A 17,095-nucleotide genomic window follows, 5' to 3' on the forward strand; every position below is an offset into this window, starting at 1 on the left:
CGGGGTGGAGCAGCCCGGTAGCTCGTCAGGCTCATAACCTGAAGGTCACAGGTTCAAATCCTGTCCCCGCACCCACTTTCCTGGTAGACCAACAAGGTCGATGCCGTCCGGCGTCGGCCTTTTTTGACGCCTTCGTTTACCACTCATAGTGGTATTTTGGCGACAGCTGAGCCTCCGCGCGCGAATTTTTCTGGCCAGCGGCCGCTTCCCACCCATAATCTCCGTGCAAAGGGCGTAGCGCGTGCCGCAGTTTTGCGTCATGAGTTGCTGTGGAAGGACGCGGGCCGGCAATTGGCCCGTCGATTGAGGTTTTGAGGATAAGATGGCGAACGGTGTCGTTAAGTGGTTCAACCCGGCCAAGGGCTTTGGCTTCATTCAGCCCGAGGACGGCGGCCAGGACGTGTTCGTCCACATCGCCGCGGTTGAACGTTCGGGCCTGTCGGGTCTGAACGAAGGCGATCAAGTGGCTTATGAGCTGGAAGAGGACCGCCGCTCGGGCAAGACCTCGGCCGGCAATCTGCGCGTGACCGGCCATGGGGCCGTTCCGGCCGGCGGCGCGCCGCGTCGTCCGCCCCAGCGCAGCGGTGGCTATGACGCCCCGCGCGGCGGCGGCTACGGTGGTGGCGGCGGTGGCGGCGGCACCGGCGAAGCCGGTACGGGCGTCGTGAAGTGGTTCAACAGCACCAAGGGCTTCGGCTTCATCCAGCCGGACAACGGCGGCGGCGACATCTTCGTGCACATCTCGGCCGTCGAGCGCGCCGGCCTGCGCGGCCTGAACGAAGGCCAGCAAGTCGGTTACGAACTCGAACAGGACCGCCGCTCGGGCAAGACCTCGGCCGGCAACCTGCGCATCCTCTAAGCTTCGATCGGCTCTAGTCTTCAGGGCGCGTCCACGCGCCCTGAATCCTGGCGTTTGAAGCTCGAAATGCAAGAAGGCCCCGCCGGGGCTTCCGCCATCTCACGATGGCCGGGGGCTCCGACGGGGCCTTTTCGCGTCTGTAGTGTTCGCGTCTGCTGTGGTCTCTGCGCTCAATGCGCTCCGCAGCACTTCTTGAACTTGCGCCCCGAGCCGCAGGGACAGGCTTCGTTGCGACCGGTCTTCGGCAGGCCCGACCGCGGGTTCAGGTTTCGCCAGAAGGCGTGGATCCGCAGGACGGTCTCCGGCACGAGTTCGTCGATTTTGGCGAGAAACTCCTCCGCGGCCTCGGCGGGCAGGGCGACGAGGGGCTCGCCGTCCTCGTCGACGCACAGCGCCAGGAGCGGTGTCAGCAGGTAGCTGTCGGTTTCCGAGCTCATCAGCCTGTCCCAGGCCGCGTACCGCAGGCTGACCGCCAGCACGAAACCCTCCGCCCAGTCGGAGGCGATCACCTCGCCGGCTTCGTTTTCGAGGAAGATCGGCTCCAGCGAGCGGGCTTCGACCCGCCGCAGGATCTCGTTGTGCCGGTTCATGACGGCCCCGAGGATTCTCTGGGCTTCGAGGTCGTCGCGGAAGTTCGCCTCGCCGCCGCCCCAGACGAGCGGCAGCCACTCGGCGGGCATGATCGGCTCCGGACCGACCGCCACGCCGGTCAGGAAGCCGTCGAGCTCGCTCAGCAGCAGGACGCCTTCCGGACGCTCCTCGGATGTCAGGAAGGCGTCGAGAAGGTCCAGGTCGGGCGTGAGGTCTGCGGGTTCGAGCGGCACGGCGGGCCTTGCGCTGAGAGGGACGGGATCGGCGGCGGACGCAACTGCGCCCATCGCTGGAAGCATCCTTCAGTCTACAGGTCCGGCCGGGCGTGTCGAACGCCAGCCGGCGCCTGTTCGTCCCCTCTCAGCTCGGGACGAACAGGCGCGCGGGCCTTACCCCGCCTTGGCCGCCCGCTCGGCGGCGGCCTGGTTCACGGCCAGGGCGGTCATGTTGACGATGCCGCGGGCGGTGACGCTGGGCGTCAGCACGTGCACCGGCCGGCTCATGCCCAGCAGGATCGGACCGACCAGCAGGGCCTCGGTGGCCGCCGTCAGCAGGGTGAGCGCGATATTGGCCGCGTCCAGGGTCGGCATGACCAGCAGGTTGGCCGAACCCTTCAGGGTGCTGTCGCCGACCAGGCGGTCGCGCAGGGCCTGGGAGAGGGCGGCGTCGGCGTGCATCTCGCCGTCGACCTCGAGCTCGGGCGCGCCGGCGCGGACCAGCGCCAGGGCCTCGCGCATCTTGCGGGCGGTCGGCGAGTTGGAGGCCCCGAACGAGGAGTGCGAGAGCAGGGCGGCCTTCGGCGTCAGGCCGAAGCGGCGCACCGACTCGGCGGCCAGCAGCGTCATCTCGGCCACCTGCTCGGCGGTCGGGTCGACATTGACATGGGTGTCGCAGAAGAACAGCGTGCCGTTGTCGAGGATCAGCGACGACATGGCGTAGACCCGGCCGACGTTCTCGCGCTTGGGGATGATCGGCAGGACGTAGGTCATGTGCTGCCACCAGTCGCCGCTACCGCCGACGAGGGCGGCATCGACCTGACCGGTCTGCAGCAGCATCGAGGCGGCCACCGTGCGGCGACCCTCGACGCGGCGCTTGGCGGCCATCGGCGGCACGCCGCGGCGGCCTACCAGGTCCTGGTACTGGCCGATGATCGGCTCGAACAGCTCGCGGTCGGCCTGCGGGTCGAGGATATCGACCGCGCCGCCCAGGTCGAGGCGCAGGCCCATCTCGGCGGCCTTGGCCTTGATAACCTCGCGGCGGCCGATCAGCACCGGCGCGGCCAGGCCCTCGTCGACGACGGTCTGCACGGCGCGCAGGACGCGCTCGTCCTCGGCCTCGGCGTAGGCGACGCGGACCTTGGCTGCCTTGGTTGCCTTGCGGGCGCGCTCGAACACCGGACGCATCAGCTGGCCCGAGCGGTAGACGAAGAGCTCCAGCTCGGCGCGGTAGGCGTCGAAGTCGGCGATCGGCCGGGTGGCGACGCCGGACTCCATGGCCGCGCGGGCCACGGCCGGGGCGATCTGCAGGATCAGGCGCGGATCGAACGGCTTGGGAATTATGTACTGCGGGCCGAACATCGGAGCTGCGCCGCCATAGGCCGAAGCGACGACTTCCGAAGCCTCGGCGCGGGCCAGCTCGGCGATGGCCTCGACGGCCGCCACCTTCATGGCCTCGTTGATCTCGGACGCGCCGACGTCGAGCGCGCCGCGGAAGATGAACGGGAAGCAGAGGACGTTGTTGACCTGGTTGGCGTAGTCGCTGCGGCCGGTGGCCATGATGGCGTCGGGGCGCTGGGCGTAGACCAGTTCCGGCAGGATCTCCGGATCCGGATTGGCCATGGCCAGGATCAGCGGCTTTTCGGCCAGCAGCGGCAGCCACTCGGGCTTGAAGACGCGCGGGGCGGAAAGGCCGAGGAAGATGTCGGCGCCGGGCAGCACGTCGGGCAGGGTGCGCGCGTCGGTCGGGCGGGCGTAGCGGGCCATGTTGTCCGGCATGTCCGGATCGCGGCCGGCGTGGACCACGCCCTTGATGTCGGTGAGGGTGACGTTCTCGACCGGCAGACCCATCGAGACCAGCAGGTCGACGCAGGCCAGCGCGGCGGCGCCGGCGCCCGAGGTGACCAGCTTGACGTCCTTCAACTGCTTGCCCTGGACGAGCAGGGCGTTGCGGACGGCGGCGGCGCAGACGATGGCGGTGCCGTGCTGGTCGTCGTGGAAGACCGGAATGTTCATCCGCTCGCGCAGCTTGCGCTCGATGATGAAGCACTCGGGGGCCTTGATGTCCTCGAGATTGATGCCGCCGAAGGTGGGCTCCAGGGCCGCGACGACCTCGATGAAGCGGTCGGGATCCTTGGCGTCGACCTCGATGTCGAAGACGTCGATGCCGGCGAACTTCTTGAAGAGGACGGCCTTGCCTTCCATCACCGGCTTGGAGGCCAGCGGGCCGATGTCGCCCAGGCCCAGCACGGCGGTGCCGTTGGAGATCACGGCCACCAGGTTGCCGCGGGCGGTGTAGTCGCGGGCCAGATCCGGGTCCTCGGCGATGGCCAGGCACGGGGCGGCGACGCCGGGGGAGTAGGCCAGGGCCAGGTCGCGCTGGGTGGCCATGCGCTTGGTGGCCTCGATGGCCAGCTTTCCGGGCCGCGGCAGCCGGTGGTAATCCAGGGCGGCTTTACGGAAATCCTCGTCCATCGATCGGTCCTGTTCTGCGCAGCGCTGTGGCGCGGGCCGTCTTTGATCGCGTTCCCTGGGGTCGGGATTACGCACGCGGCCCGTCTGCCGGTGTTGCTACCGGGGTTGGCCGCGCTTTTCCAACCTTACGCAGCGTCCGCCGACCATTTTTTGCGATTCTGCGTCCGTTTGGCTTCGGCTGAGGTCGGTGGGGCGACGCAACGGGCGCGCCTGGTAAGTAATAAAAGACTTATATACGCTCAATCGGCGGGCGCCGGTCGCCGCCTGGCTGGGCGAACCGGCCGCGGGTGGACGGTCCGGCGGCGGCGAGGCTGGACAGCGGGCGCGCGCGGTCCCAGCCTTCATCAACCTCTCTGGAGAGGTCGAAAGAGCGTATGATGACCCCGATCCCGCAGGACCTAGCATGAGCGGCCTGACGACCCACATCCTCGACACCGCCGCCGGCCGTCCGGCCGCCGGGGTGGCTGTGCGCGTCTATCGCCGGGTGGAAGGCCCGCCGACGCTGCTGCTGGCGAGCGCCACCGACGCCGACGGCCGCGCGCGGCTGGTCGAGGGCGAGGACCTGGCGGTCGGCGGCTATCGCCTGGAGTTCGAGATCGCCGCCTATTTCGCCGCCAGCGGGGCCAGGGTCTCCGACCCGCCGTTCCTCGACGTGGTGACCATCGATTTCGCGGTGGCCGATCCGGCCCAGCACCACCACGTGCCGCTGCTGGTCTCGCCGTTCGGCTATTCGACCTATCGGGGCAGCTGAGATGGGCGGGACGATCCGGTTCCTGCTGAACGGCGAGGCCCAGGAGGCGGCGGGCGTCGATCCGACCACGACCCTGCTGGAGCACCTGCGCGGGCCGCTGCGCAAGACCGGCACCAAGGAAGGCTGCGCCGAGGGCGACTGCGGCTCTTGCACCGTGCTGGTCGGCGAACTGACGACGGGCGACGACCTCAAGCCCGTGGCCTGGCGGGCGGTCAACGCCTGCATCCAGTTCCTGCCGATGCTGGACGGCAAGGCGGTGATGACCGTCGAGAGCCTGGCCGCCGAGGGCGTGGGCGCTTGCCCGGGCAAGCCGCATCCCGTGCAGCAGGCGATGATCGACAAGCACGGCTCGCAGTGCGGCTTCTGCACGCCGGGGATCGTGATGTCGCTGTACGGCCGCGCGGTCGGGGCCTGCGGGGCGGGGGCGCCGGTCGAGGACGTGCTGGCGGGCAACCTCTGTCGCTGCACCGGCTATGGCCCGATCCTGGAGGCGGCGCGCGAGGTGGTGCGCGAAGAGGCGCCGGACGTGGCTGGTCCGCTGAAGGCGATCCAGCGCGAGACCATGCTCAGCCTGGCGCACGAGGATCCGGTGCGGGGCGTCACCCGCCGCTGGCTGGCGCCGCGAAGCCTGTCGGAGCTGGCCGCCGCCGCCGAGGCCAATCCCGACGCGGCCTTCGTGGCCGGGGCGACCGACGTCGGCCTGTGGGTCACCAAGCTGCGCAAGCCGCCGCAGACCCTGATCGACATCGGCCGGGTGGCCGAATTGAAGACCATCACCCGGGTGGGCGACGCCCTGCGCATCGGCGCCGGCGTCCGCTATGTCGATGCGATCGAGACCCTGGCCGGCCGCTATCCGAGCCTTGGCGAGATGATGCGGCGGCTGGGGTCGACCCAGGTGCGCAACAGCGGCACGATCGGCGGCAACATCGCCAACGGCTCGCCGATCGGCGATATGCCGCCGGCCCTGATCGCGCTAGGCGCCACGCTGGTGCTGCGCCGGGGCGAGCAGACGCGCGAGATCCCGCTGGAGGACTTCTTCGTCGCCTACGGCCAGCAGGACCGCCAGCCGGGCGAGTTCGTCGAGGCGGTGATCGTTCCGCGCGGACCGGCGGGGCAGATCTTCAAGGTCTACAAGCTCTCCAAGCGCTTCGACCAGGACATCTCGGCCGTCTGCGCGGCCTTCGCGATCACCGTGGTCGATGGGTTTGTGACCGAGGCCCGCGTCGCGTTCGGCGGCATGGCCGCCACGCCCAAGCGGGCCGACGCCTGCGAGGCGGCCCTGGTCGGTCGGCCGTGGACGCCCGAGACGATCGATGCGGCCGCCGCGAAGCTGGACGAGGACTACACGCCGCTGTCGGACATGCGGGCCTCGGCCGCCTATCGCGCCCGGACGGCGCGCAACCTGCTGGTCCGGGCCTATCTGGAAAGCGCCGAGCCGGGCGTGGCGACCAGCGTGCTGGCGGAGGCCGCCCATGGCTGATTCCGGCGCTTCCCTGAAAGCCGAGGCGAAAGTCACGCCGTTCGTGGGCGTGCACGCCTCGGTCCCGCACGACAGCGCCCTGCGCCACGTGACGGGCACGGCGATCTATGTCGACGACCTGCCGGAGCCGGCGGGCCTGCTGCACGTGCATCTGGGCATGAGCACCAGGGCCCATGCGCGGATCGTGTCGATGAACCTCGACGCTGTGCGGGCCTCGCCCGGGGTGGTCTGCGTGCTGACCGCCGCCGACATTCCCGGCGAGAACGACGTCAGCCCGGTGATCCACGACGACAAACTGTTCGCGGCCGGCGAGGTCTATTGCGTGGGCCAGAGCCTGTTCGCGGTGGCCGCGACCTCGATCGCCGCCGCGCGGGCGGCCGCCGCCAAAGCGGTCGTGGAATACGAATACCTGCCGGCGGCGATCACCATCAGGGAAGCGGCCACGGCCGAACTGAAGATCGAGGCCAGCCAGCGGATGGCGCGGGGCGACGCCGACGCCGCCCTGGCCGCCGCGCCCCACCGCCTCCAGGGCCGCCACGCCATCGGCGGCCAGGACCACTTCTATCTCGAAGGCCAGGCCTCGCTGGCGACGCCGCGCGAGGAGGGCGACGTCCACGTCTGGTGCTCGACCCAGCATCCGACCGAGGTGCAGCACCTGATCGCCCGCGTGCTGGGCCGCCCCGACCATGCCGTCACCGTCGAGGTGCGGCGCATGGGCGGCGGCTTCGGCGGCAAGGAGACCCAGGCCTCGCTGTTCGCGGCGGCCGCGGCCCTGGTGGCGGTCAAGACCGGCCGCCCGGCCAAATGCCGGCCCGACCGCGACGAGGACATGGTCATGACCGGCAAGCGGCATGACTTCGAGGTCGGCTACGACGTGGGCTTCGACGACGAGGGGCGGCTGCGGGGGATCCGGCTGGAGCTGGCCTCGCGCTGCGGGGCGACCACGGATCTTTCGCCGGCCATCAACGACCGGGCGATGTTCCACGCCGACAACGCCTATTACCTGCCGGCGGTCGAGATCGTCTCGCACCGCTATCGCACCCACACCGTCTCCAACACCGCCTTCCGGGGCTTCGGCGGGCCGCAGGGCATGGCGGCGATCGAGCGGGTGATGGACGCGGTGGCCCAGGCGACGGGGCTGGATCCGCTGGAGGTGCGCCGGCGCAACCTCTATGGCGCCCATGGAGAGGGAGGGGGCCGAAACCTCACGCCCTACTACCAGGTGGTCGAGGACAACGTCGCGCCGGAGCTGATCGAGGAACTGGCCAAGTCCTGCGACTACGCCGCCCGGCAGCAGGCGGTGGCGGACTTCAACGCCGGAAGTCCGATCCTCAAGAAGGGCCTGGCCCTGACGCCGGTGAAGTTCGGCGTCTCGTTCACCACCACCCACCTGAACCAGGCGGGCGCCCTGATCCACATCTACGCCGACGGTTCGATCATGCTGAACCACGGCGGCACCGAGATGGGGCAGGGGCTTTATCTGAAGATGGCGCAGGTGGCCGCGGAAGCATTCCAGGTTCCGCTCGACCGCGTGAAGATCACCTCGACTGTCACCGACAAGGTGCCCAACACCTCGGCCACGGCGGCCTCGTCGGGGGCGGACCTCAACGGCATGGCGGTGCTGGACGCGGCGGGCAAGTTGAAGGGCCGGCTGACGGCCTTCGCCGCCGAGAAGTGGGGCGTGGATCCCTCGCAGGTGGCTTTCACGCCCGAGGGCGTGCGGCTCGGCGGCGAGACGGTGAGCTTCCCGGACCTCTGCCGGCAGGCCTACCTGGCGCGGATCTCGCTGTCGGCGACCGGCTTCTACGCCACGCCCAAGATCGCCTACGACCGCAAGACCCATCGCGGGCGGCCGTTCTACTACTTCGCCTATGGCGCGGCCTGCAGCGAGGTGGTGATCGACACCCTGACCGGCGAGAGCAAGGTGCTGCGCGCCGACATCCTGCACGACGTGGGCCGCTCGCTGAACCCGGCCATCGACCTTGGCCAGGTGGAGGGCGGGTTCATCCAGGGCATGGGCTGGCTGACGACCGAGGAACTGGTCTACGACGCCAAGGGCGTGCTGAAGACCCATGCCCCCTCGACCTACAAGATCCCGACGGCGGGCGACCGGCCGCGCGTGCTGAACGTCAAGCTCTGGGAGCCCGGCCGCAACGTCGAGCCGACCGTCCATCGCTCCAAGGCCGTGGGCGAGCCGCCGCTGATGCTGGCGATCTCGGTGTTCAGCGCGATCACCCGGGCCGTGGCGGCGGTGGGGGATCACAAGGTGATGCCGAACCTGGACGCGCCGGCGACGCCGGAGGCGGTGCTGACGGCGGTCGAGGATGTGAGGAGGCGGGCCAATGGGTGAGGCCGTCTTTCTCAAACCTCTCCCAGAGGGAGAGGGAGGGGGCCACGCCGTCAGGCGTGGGAGGGTGAGGGGTTACACCTTCAGCCGCTTTACCCCCTCACCCTCCCACCGCTTCGCGGCGGGCCCCTCCCTCTCCCCATGGGAGAGGTTTGAATTTGTGGGAGAGGCGTCGTGCTGAGCGCCCACAAGAACTGGGCCCGCGCCGCCCTGTCGCGCCTCGACGCTCACGACCACGCCGCCCTGGTCACCGTGCTGGCCACCGAGGGCTCGGCGCCGCGCGAGGCCGGGACCAAGATGGTGGTCTGGGAGGGCGGGCAGTCGGGCACGATCGGCGGCGGCAATCTGGAGCACCAGGCGACCAGCCAGGCGCGGCGGATGTTGGTCGGATCCCAGGCGGCCTTCGCGATCCAGGACTATCCGCTGGGGCCGTTGCTGGCCCAGTGCTGCGGCGGGCGGGTGCGGCTGATGATCGAGCGGGTCGAGGCCGCCAGTCGCGACTGGCTGACCGAAGCGGCCCGCCGGATGGACGCCGACCAGCCGTTCGAGCTGCGCACGCGTTTCGACCCGGGCCTGCTGACCAAGACGATCGCGCCTATCGGCGCGCTGGAGGCCGATCCGCCGGCCGTGGTGCTGGGCGGGGCGCCGGCGGCGGCGCGCGGCAAGCGGCCGGATCTCGGCGACGAGCTGGTCGAGCGCAGCGAGAGCCCGCGCCGGCCGGTGCTGCTGTTCGGGGCCGGCCATGTGGGCCAGGCGATCGCGCGGGCCTTCGCGCCCCTGCCGTTCAAGCTCTTCTGGTACGACAGCCGGCCCGAGGCGGCCGAGGTTCCGGGCGTGGTGGTGCGTGCGCCGGCCGAGTTGGCGGCCATCGCCATGGGCGCGGCGCCTGACGCCTACGGCCTGATCCTGACCCACGACCACGCCCTGGACTACGCCCTGGCCTCGGCCGGGCTGGCGGGCGGCGGCTTTGACTATCTGGGCCTGATCGGCTCCAAGACCAAGCGGGCGCGGTTCATGCACCGCCTGCGCGACGACGGGTTCTCGGCGGTGACGCTGAACCGCCTGACCTGCCCGATCGGCCTGCCGGGCCTGAAGAGCAAGGCGCCCGAGGTGATCGCCGTCTCGGTGGCCGCCGACCTGCTGATGCGGCTGGAAGCCGCCCAGGCCAGTAACGACGAGGGTTCAGTTGCAAGCGTTTAGGGCGTCGATCCTCCACCTCCTGGAAGATCCGACCAAGAGCGGGGAAGCGATCGGCTTTCACGAGGACGGGCTGCTGGTCGTCGACCAGGGCAAGGTCGTGGCGTGCGGCGACTACGCCGACCTGGCGCGCGCCCATGCCGAGGTCCCGGTCGAGGACCTGAGCGGCCATTGGATCACCCCGGGCTTCATCGACACTCATATCCACTTTCCGCAGGTCGACATCGTCGCCGCCCACGGCGCGCAGCTGCTCGACTGGCTGGAGCAGCACACCTTCCCGGCCGAGGCGGCCTTCGCCGATCCGGGCCATGCGAAGGAGGCGGCGGGCTTCTTCGTCGACGAACTGCTGCGCAACGGCACGACCACGGCCCTGGTGTTCGGCTCGGTGCACAAGGGCTCGGTCGAGGCGCTGTTCGCGGAAGCCTTCTCGCGCGACATGCGGCTGATCGCCGGCAAGACCCTGATGGACCGCAATGCGCCGCTGGGCCTGACCGACACGGTCGAGACCGCCCGCGCCGACATGGAAAGCCTGATCGCCGACTGGCACGGCAAGGGGCGGCTCGGCTACGCCGTCACCCCGCGCTTCGCCATCAGCTGCACCGACGCCCAGCTGGAGATGGCCGGGCAGGTGCTCGCCGAGCATCCGGGCGTCTGGATGCAGACCCATCTCTCCGAGAACCCGCGCGAGATCGACGAGACCGCCCAGCTGTTTCCCGGCGCGAGCGACTATCTCGACGTCTACGAGCGGTTCGGCCTGGTTCAGAAGCGGTCGGTCTTCGCCCACTGCGTCCACCTTCGGGGCGAGGCGTTCCAGCGGCTGGCGGCCAAGGATGCGGCCGTGGCCTTCTGCCCGACCTCGAACCTGTTCCTCGGCTCGGGCCTGTTCCCGCTGGACGAGGCCTGCTCGCACGGGGTGAAGGTGGGCATGGGCACCGACGTCGGGGCCGGCACGACCTTCTCGATCCTTCACACCCTGGGCGAGGCCTACAAGGTGGGGCAGCTGCGGGGCTCGGCGCTGGATCCGTTCGAGGCGCTGTACCTGGCCACCCTGGGCGGGGCGCGGGCGCTGGATCTCGACGACCGCATCGGCAACCTGGCGCCGGGCAAGGAGGCCGATTTCCTGGTGCTGGACCTCGCCGCGACGCCGCTGCTGAAGCGCCGGCTGGCGGCGGCCAAGGGGCTGGAGGACCGGCTGTTCGCGTTGACCGTGCTGGGGGATGACCGGGTCGTGGCGCGGACCTACCTGGCCGGGGTGGAGCGGCATCGGCGGTGAGAACAGATGCTCCCCCTCTGGGGGAGCTGTCGCGAAGCGACTGAGGGGGTGAGCGCCGCGCCGGCCCCTTCCGGCCCTCTGGGCCACCTCCCCCAGAGGGGGAGGATCTAAGAACAGGAACCTCCCCCTGTGGGGGAGGTGTCGCCGAAGGCGACGGTGGGGGGACGTTTTCAGCCGCCGAAACATCGGCCGATCTCGCGGAAACTCCCCCCACCGACCGCTTCGCGGTCGCCTCCCCCAGAGGGGGAGGTTCTTTTTCCTACGACCCCACCACCCCGTTCATCGTCCGCGCATACAGCGCCAGCAGGCGATCCGCATCCACGGCGATCGCCGCGCTGTGGATCGGCTGGTCGTCCCAGGCTGACGGGCCGTAGAGTTCGCCTTCGACCTTCTGCAGGGTCTGGCCGAGCGCGATGCCTTCGGTGACCACGCGCACGGAACCGCGGCGAACCTCGAACAGGCTCTCGTCGATGACATAGGCCACGGCGGCGGCGTCGTGGACGCAGCAGCCGACGATGCCGTCGCGGCCGCCGTAGAAGGCGGCGTAGGGCTTGGAGATGGCGTTGAGGAACTCACCCGCCGGACCAGCCGAGGCTTCCAGGGCCTCCATGTAGTCGGGGCTCATGATCACCTGGGTGGTGACGTCCAGGCCGATGACGGCGACGTGCCAGGGGGCGGTGAAGACGCGGTCGGCGGCTTCCGGGTCGTTCCAGATGTTGGCCTCGGCCACCGGGGTGACGTTGCCCGGCTTGCCGGCGACGGCGAAGGCGCCGCCCATGATCACTACGCCCTTGAGCAGGGTCGCCACTTCCGGATCGGCGTCGAGCGCCAGGGCCAGGTTGGTCAGCGGACCGACGGCGACCAGGGTGATCTCGCCGGGATTGGCGCGGGCCAGGTCGATGATCGCCTGGTGGGCCGGCTTGGCCTCGGGCTGGGCGGGAACCAGGCCCGTCAGCTCGACGTCGCCCAGGCCGTTCTCGCCGTGCACGAAGGTGGGCGAGGGATTGCGCGGGCGGACCAGCGGCTTGTCCGTGCCCTTGAACACCGGCGCGGTCAGGCCGAAGCGGTCCTTCAGGTAGAGGGCGTTGCGGGTGGTGGTGTCGATGTCGGCGTTGCCGAACACGGTCGTCACGGCCACCAGGTCGAGAGCGGGGCTGGCCTCGATGAACAGCAGGGCCATGGCGTCGTCGATGCCGGGATCGGTGTCGAAGATGATCTTGGTGGTCATCGGTAGGCGGAACTCTTCTCGTTGTTCTGCAAGCGCTTTCCGGGCGCCGCCAGGATCGGCCACCTTAGCTGCCCGCAACGCCGGGAGCATGTCAAAACGACAATGGCCCGGGCGTTTTTCAACGCCCGGGCCGCCATCAGGTCAGTCTGTCGAGATCGCTTAGCGGCGGGCGCTCAGCGAGATGCCGACGACGCGCGGCTCGTTGACGAAGCCGGTCAGGTTGTTGAAGTCGATGCCGCCGCGCAGGTTCACCTCGTTGGTGATGTTGCGGGCGAACACGGCCACTTCATACGAGCCGTCGGTGCGGCCGTAGCCCAGCTTCAGGCCGCCTTCGAAGGTGTCCTTGCTGTTGAACTCCTTGCTCTCGTAGAGGAAGAGGTTCGTGTAGCCCTGGCGGAACCAGTCGGTTTCCGCGAACAGCTCGCCGCCGTCGCCGACCGGCACGTTGTAGCGGGCGCCGAAGTTCAGGATGTATTCCGGCGCGTTCGGGAACGGGTTGCCGTCGACCAGGGCCTGGCCGGCCAGGTTCTTCGGATCGGTCACGGTGCACTGGGCGCAGACGGCCACGGCCAGGGTCTTGTCCTTGATCTCGGTGTGGCTGTAGCTGTAGCCCGCCGTCAGCAGCAGGTTCGAGGTGACCTTCCACTCGCCGTCCAGCTCGACGCCGTAGGCCTCGCCCTTCTTGGCGTTGATCAGGCGGTTGGAGTTGGTTCCGCCGCCGACCGCGCTGAACTGCGGGTCGTCGATGGTGTAGGTGAACACCGCGCCGTTCAGGCGGACGCGACGCTCGAACAGCTCGCTTTTGACGCCGGCTTCCCACGACAGGATGGTTTCCGACTGGGCCACCGAGGCGGGGCTGCCGAAGGCGATGTCGCGGCCCTGGATCGACGGGCCGCGGAAGCCGCGGGCCACCTTGGCGTAGACGCTGACGTCGTCGGTGACGGTGTAGAACGCCGACAGATCCCAGCTGGCCTGGCTGTCGGAGACCGACACCGGGGCGATGGTCCCGTAGGGGTTCGACAGGACGGTCATGTCCTTGCTGTCGTCGGTCCAGCGGAGGCCGGCGGTCACCTTCAGGGCGTCGGTGAACTGGTAGGAGCCCTGGCCGAACACGGCCCACGAGGTGTTCTTGTGCTCGAGCGTGGTCGGCGAAACGAAGAACGGGTTGGTCGTGACGGTGAACGCCGACTTGAAGTAGTAGGCGCCGACCTGCCAGGTGACCTTGCCGTCGGTGTCGCTGGCCAGGCGGATTTCCTGGGTGACCTGGTCCAGGTCGCCGATCGAGTCCTGGGTGTCGGAGTCGAACGGGATGAAGCCCGGGCCCGTGCCGGCCACGCCGCCGTCGATGTCGCCGCGGCTGCGGCCGTTGGCGGTTTCGTAGGCGCTGATCGAGGTCAGCTTCACGCCGCCGAAGTCGTGGTCGACCTTCAGCGAGACGCCGGTCGAGTCGTACTGCTGCGGGTTGTTGGCGCCGCCGTTGTAGCTGACCTTGTCGCGGTCGAAGTTCGAATTGATCTTGTTGCTGCCGGCCGTGAGGATGTTGGCGCGGAAGACCGCCGCGGTGCCGTCCAGCGAGCGGGTGTGGGCCGTGGCGAGGATCTCGGTGTCGTCGCTCGGCGTCAGCAGGATCTGCAGGCGGGCGGCCTTTTCGTCATAGCCGCCGAGCGCGTCGCTGACCTTGGTGTAGCTGTTGTCGATGTAGTCGTCGCGGTGCTGGTACAGGGCCGAGGCGCGGACGGCGATCTTGCCCGGGACGATGGCGCCGCCGACGCCGCCTTCGAAGGTGGTCGTGCCGTACGAGCCGTAGGTGGCCGTGCCGTTGGCCTTGAACTCTTCGCTCGGCTTGACGGTGGTGAACTTGACGATGCCGGCGGTGGTGTTGCGGCCGAACAGGGTGCCTTGCGGGCCGCGCAGGACTTCGACCTGGTCGATGTCATAGACGGGCGAGCTCTTGAGCACGACGTTCTCGAGGACGACGTCGTCCATGATCACCGAGACCGGCTGCGAGGCGGCCAGGTCGAAGTCGGCGTTGCCCAGGCCCCGGATGTAGAAGCGCGGGGCGGCGCGGCCGTTGGAGCTTTCGACGTAGAGGCCCGGCACGCGGCTCGACAGGGCCAGCACGTCCTCGCCGGCGGCGAAGATCGAGGCCAGCTTCTCGCCCGAGACGGCGGCGACGGAGACCGGCACGTCCTGGATGTTTTCGGAGCGCTTCTGGGCGGTGACGATCACGTCGTCGAGGGCGGTCGGCGCGTCCTGGGCGAGGGCCGGGGCCGCGACGGCGGCGGCCAGCAGGAGTACGCCGAAGGCGGCGCCGTTGCGCAGCTTGGCTTGGGTGGTCATTTCGAAATCCCCTTCGAACACCGGTGGAGGACCCGGTTGCGTGGGGTGCAATGCACAATGGCCGCGTCGAAATCAAAAGGCTTGATGACGACTCCGTCTCACTGGCGTGAAGTTTGTAGTGACCGTGTCACTATTTGACCACGCTGCGACAACGGCGCCCAAAACTAGGTCATAAGTCAGGACATACTTACTTATTGTCCTTGGTCGGAGTATCCGCGGGCCTATGGCGCAAGGCGTTGGTCGGCGCCGGCCTGGAGCAGGGAAACGTGCGCCGACACGATTTTCCAGCCGTCTTCGGTGCGCAGCCAGGTCTGGCTCTGGCGACCGGGCTGTTTTGCCCCAGTTCGCAGGAATTCGACGTTCGCGATCGCGAAATCACTGCCGAACGTGGTGATTTCCGTCCTCAGCCGGTCGCGCAGCGGCGAGCCGCCGGAGCGTCCGATTCGAAAGGCGGCGATCTCTTCGAAGCCGTAGAGGTTCTCGGCCACGCCGTAGCGGACGGTTTCTGGCGCATCGCGGAAGAAGCCGTCCAGCGCCTCGACGTCGTTGGTCATCAGGGCGGTTTCATAGGCGTCGACGGCGGCGATCACCTCGGCCAGGACGTCGGGGGTGTTGATGACGGTCATGCGGGCTCTCGACGGATGGGAGGGCGGTGGGCGGCGATGACGCCGGCGCGCTCCAGGCGCAGGGCGGCGGCGAAGGCCAGGTCCTCGCGCCAGGCAGGCGCGATCAGCTGCACGCCGATCGGCGGCTTGCCGGGGCGGTTCACCGGCGCGGCGATGACGGGCAGGCCGATGTAGCTGATCGGCTGGGTGTAGGCGCCCAGGGTCTTGCGCACCGAGACCTGCACGCCGTCCAGGTCCATGGTCGCCTGGCCGATCGGCGGGGCCGGGCAGGGCGTGACGGGGGCCAGCAGCAGGTCGAAGTCCTCGAACACGCGGCGCGCCTCGTCGCGGAAGACAGGGCGGTAGCGGCGGGCGGCGTCGGCCACGCCGTCCGGCAGCAGGGCGCCGGCCAGCAGGCGGTCGCGCACGGCCGGGTCGTAGTCGAGGGCGCGCGCGGCGAGGTCGTCGAAATGCAGGCGCCCGCCTTCGGAGGCCGACATCGAAAACGCGGCGGCGCGGGCGGCCTGGGCGCCGGGCAGCTCGACGCCGCGCCGGGCCTGCAAGGCGTCGGCGACGATCTCCAGCGCCTCGACCACTTCAGGAAACGCGCCCTGCTGGAACCAGCCGCCCAGCACGCCGACACGCAACGGCTGGTCGGCCAGGGCGTCGAGGCGGGCGGACAGGGGATCGGCGGGCGGCGGCGAAAGCTCGTCGAGCGGGTCCTGGCCCTGCAAGGCGTCATAGGCGAGGGCGAGGTCGGCGGCGGTGCGGGCGAACGGGCCGATGTGGTCCAGGCTGTGCACGAAGGGGAAGGCCCCGACGCGTGACAGGCGGCCCAGGGTGGGCTTCAGCCCATAGACGCCGCACAGGCCGGCGGGGATGCGGATCGAGCCGTTGGTGTCCGAGCCCAGGGCGAGCGGCAGGATCCCGCCCGAGACGGCGGCGGCCGAACCGCCGGACGAGCCGCCGGCGATGCGGGCCGGGTCGTGCGGGTTGTGGGTGGGGCCGTCGTGGGCGTTCTCGGTGACGAAGCCGTAGGCGAACTCGTCCATGTTCAGCGCGCCGACCAGCACCGCGCCGGCGGCCTTCATCCGGGCGACGGCCGTGGCGTCGGCGCTCGCGGGGGCGGCGTCGCGGCGGATCCTGCTGCCGGCCAGGGTCGTGTGGCCGGCGACGTCGAACAGGTTCTTGACCGCGAAGGGAACGCCGGCCAGCGGACCGGGATCGACGCCGGCCGCGAGCTGGGCGTCGACGGCGTCGGCCTGGCCAAGCGCTTCGTCCTCGAAGACGGCGGTGAAGGCGTTGAACGGCTCGGCCCTGGCGGCGGCGATGGCCTTTTGCGCCTGCTCGCGGGCGGTGGTGCGACCCTCGCGCACGGCGCGGGTCACGGCCTGGGCGGTGTCGAAGCTCACGGCGCGAACGGCTCGGCCGGTGCGTCGGCGTCGGTCAGGCCCCCAAGGGCGTCGCAGAACAGAGCCGTCTGGTCGCGCAGCAGGGCCAGGTTCTCGGCGACGCCGGCGCGGCAGCTCTCGGGAATGCGCAGGCCGAGATCGGCGCTGCGGGAGTCCAGATAGGCGGCGACCTTGGCGTCGGAGAGGTTTTGGAAGGCCGACAGATCGCCGCCCGACATGGGAAGTCACTCACGCTAGAAAGTAATTAGATACTTCATAGCGAGCCCACGATAACGCCGCTAGGCCAGACGTTTCAAGGGGCTAGGAAGGATTGATCGCCCGC

The 17,095-nt window shown here is 69.6% G+C and carries 13 protein-coding genes and 1 pseudogene; 7 read left to right on the forward strand and 7 right to left on the reverse strand.

What is annotated here, in order from left to right:
* Nucleotides 1-322 precede the first annotated feature (322 nt).
* Both AC07N1_RS23665 and AC07N1_RS23670 read left to right on the forward strand, forming a co-directional pair.
* Nucleotides 323-526: pseudogene (locus AC07N1_RS23665) on the forward strand (cold-shock protein); the annotation flags it as partial.
* Between the two features lie 138 nt (nucleotides 527-664).
* Nucleotides 665-859: a cold-shock protein gene (locus AC07N1_RS23670; RefSeq protein ID WP_233245359.1), complete on the forward strand. Its 195-nt coding sequence runs from the start codon at nucleotides 665-667 to the stop codon at nucleotides 857-859.
* A 170-nt stretch (nucleotides 860-1,029) separates the two neighbouring features.
* Here the strand turns inward: AC07N1_RS23670 and AC07N1_RS23675 are convergent, their stop codons facing one another.
* The gene (locus AC07N1_RS23675) at nucleotides 1,030-1,683 is read right to left on the reverse strand and encodes a UPF0149 family protein (protein WP_494674018.1); all 654 of its coding nucleotides are present in this window, start codon (nucleotides 1,681-1,683) and stop codon (nucleotides 1,030-1,032) included.
* 156 nt (nucleotides 1,684-1,839) lie between these two features.
* Entirely contained in the window at nucleotides 1,840-4,140 is a 2,301-nt protein-coding gene (locus AC07N1_RS23680; RefSeq protein WP_494674019.1) for an NADP-dependent malic enzyme, read from the reverse strand.
* A 403-nt stretch (nucleotides 4,141-4,543) separates the two neighbouring features.
* Here AC07N1_RS23680 and uraH point away from each other — a divergent pair, with 403 nt between their 5' ends.
* The 5 genes from uraH to guaD all read left to right on the forward strand — a co-directional run bounded on the left by uraH (nucleotide 4,544) and on the right by guaD (nucleotide 11,188).
* On the forward strand, nucleotides 4,544-4,891 hold the full coding sequence (gene uraH, locus AC07N1_RS23685) for a hydroxyisourate hydrolase (RefSeq protein WP_494674020.1): 348 nt from the start codon (nucleotides 4,544-4,546) through the stop codon (nucleotides 4,889-4,891).
* Nucleotide 4,892: 1 nt separating this feature from the next.
* Nucleotides 4,893-6,371, forward strand: a complete 1,479-nt coding sequence (xdhA, locus tag AC07N1_RS23690; RefSeq protein WP_494674021.1) for a xanthine dehydrogenase small subunit — start codon at nucleotides 4,893-4,895, stop codon at nucleotides 6,369-6,371.
* A complete protein-coding gene (gene xdhB, locus AC07N1_RS23695) occupies nucleotides 6,364-8,721 on the forward strand; it encodes a xanthine dehydrogenase molybdopterin binding subunit (protein WP_494674022.1) in 2,358 nt (785 codons plus the stop codon). Before xdhA ends, xdhB begins: the two co-directional genes overlap by 8 nt.
* A gap of 174 nt (nucleotides 8,722-8,895) precedes the next feature.
* Nucleotides 8,896-9,918, forward strand: a complete 1,023-nt coding sequence (xdhC, locus tag AC07N1_RS23700) for a xanthine dehydrogenase accessory protein XdhC (protein WP_494674040.1) — start codon at nucleotides 8,896-8,898, stop codon at nucleotides 9,916-9,918.
* Complete coding sequence (gene guaD, locus AC07N1_RS23705) at nucleotides 9,905-11,188, forward strand: guanine deaminase (RefSeq protein ID WP_494674023.1); 1,284 nt, start codon at nucleotides 9,905-9,907, stop codon at nucleotides 11,186-11,188. Before xdhC ends, guaD begins: the two co-directional genes overlap by 14 nt.
* 259 nt (nucleotides 11,189-11,447) lie before the next feature.
* Here guaD and AC07N1_RS23710 read toward each other — a convergent pair whose 3' ends face one another.
* From AC07N1_RS23710 to AC07N1_RS23730, 5 genes are all read right to left on the reverse strand, one after another.
* The gene (locus AC07N1_RS23710) at nucleotides 11,448-12,416 is read right to left on the reverse strand and encodes a nucleoside hydrolase (RefSeq protein WP_494674024.1); all 969 of its coding nucleotides are present in this window, start codon (nucleotides 12,414-12,416) and stop codon (nucleotides 11,448-11,450) included.
* Between the two features lie 159 nt (nucleotides 12,417-12,575).
* Nucleotides 12,576-14,756, reverse strand: a complete 2,181-nt coding sequence (locus AC07N1_RS23715) for a TonB-dependent receptor (RefSeq protein ID WP_494674025.1) — start codon at nucleotides 14,754-14,756, stop codon at nucleotides 12,576-12,578.
* A 221-nt stretch (nucleotides 14,757-14,977) separates the two neighbouring features.
* Nucleotides 14,978-15,382, reverse strand: coding sequence for an oxalurate catabolism protein HpxZ (gene hpxZ / locus AC07N1_RS23720; RefSeq protein ID WP_494674026.1), 405 nt, complete (start codon nucleotides 15,380-15,382; stop codon nucleotides 14,978-14,980).
* Nucleotides 15,379-16,773: an AtzE family amidohydrolase gene (locus AC07N1_RS23725; RefSeq protein WP_494674027.1), complete on the reverse strand. Its 1,395-nt coding sequence runs from the start codon at nucleotides 16,771-16,773 to the stop codon at nucleotides 15,379-15,381. The genes hpxZ and AC07N1_RS23725 overlap by 4 nt, the downstream gene beginning before the upstream one ends.
* Nucleotides 16,770-16,991 (reverse strand): AtzG-like protein, encoded by a 222-nt coding sequence (locus tag AC07N1_RS23730; RefSeq protein ID WP_494674028.1) that lies wholly within the window; start codon nucleotides 16,989-16,991, stop codon nucleotides 16,770-16,772. The genes AC07N1_RS23725 and AC07N1_RS23730 overlap by 4 nt, the downstream gene beginning before the upstream one ends.
* Nucleotides 16,992-17,095 lie beyond the last annotated feature (104 nt).

Source organism: Caulobacter sp. GW821-FHT09B11, from assembly GCF_059418205.1.

Bases quoted from the DNA above. Each gene is read 5' to 3' on its own strand.
- AC07N1_RS23710 (WP_494674024.1), bottom strand. From the start codon at position 12,416: ATGACCACCAAGATCATCTTCGACACCGATCCCGGCATCGACGACGCC.
- uraH (WP_494674020.1), top strand. From the start codon at position 4,544: ATGAGCGGCCTGACGACCCACATCCTCGACACCGCCGCCGGCCGTCCG.
- xdhB (WP_494674022.1), top strand. From the start codon at position 6,364: ATGGCTGATTCCGGCGCTTCCCTGAAAGCCGAGGCGAAAGTCACGCCG.
- xdhA (WP_494674021.1), top strand. From the start codon at position 4,893: ATGGGCGGGACGATCCGGTTCCTGCTGAACGGCGAGGCCCAGGAGGCG.
- AC07N1_RS23715 (WP_494674025.1), bottom strand. From the start codon at position 14,756: ATGACCACCCAAGCCAAGCTGCGCAACGGCGCCGCCTTCGGCGTACTC.
- AC07N1_RS23730 (WP_494674028.1), bottom strand. From the start codon at position 16,991: ATGTCGGGCGGCGATCTGTCGGCCTTCCAAAACCTCTCCGACGCCAAG.
- hpxZ (WP_494674026.1), bottom strand. From the start codon at position 15,382: ATGACCGTCATCAACACCCCCGACGTCCTGGCCGAGGTGATCGCCGCC.
- AC07N1_RS23680 (WP_494674019.1), bottom strand. From the start codon at position 4,140: ATGGACGAGGATTTCCGTAAAGCCGCCCTGGATTACCACCGGCTGCCG.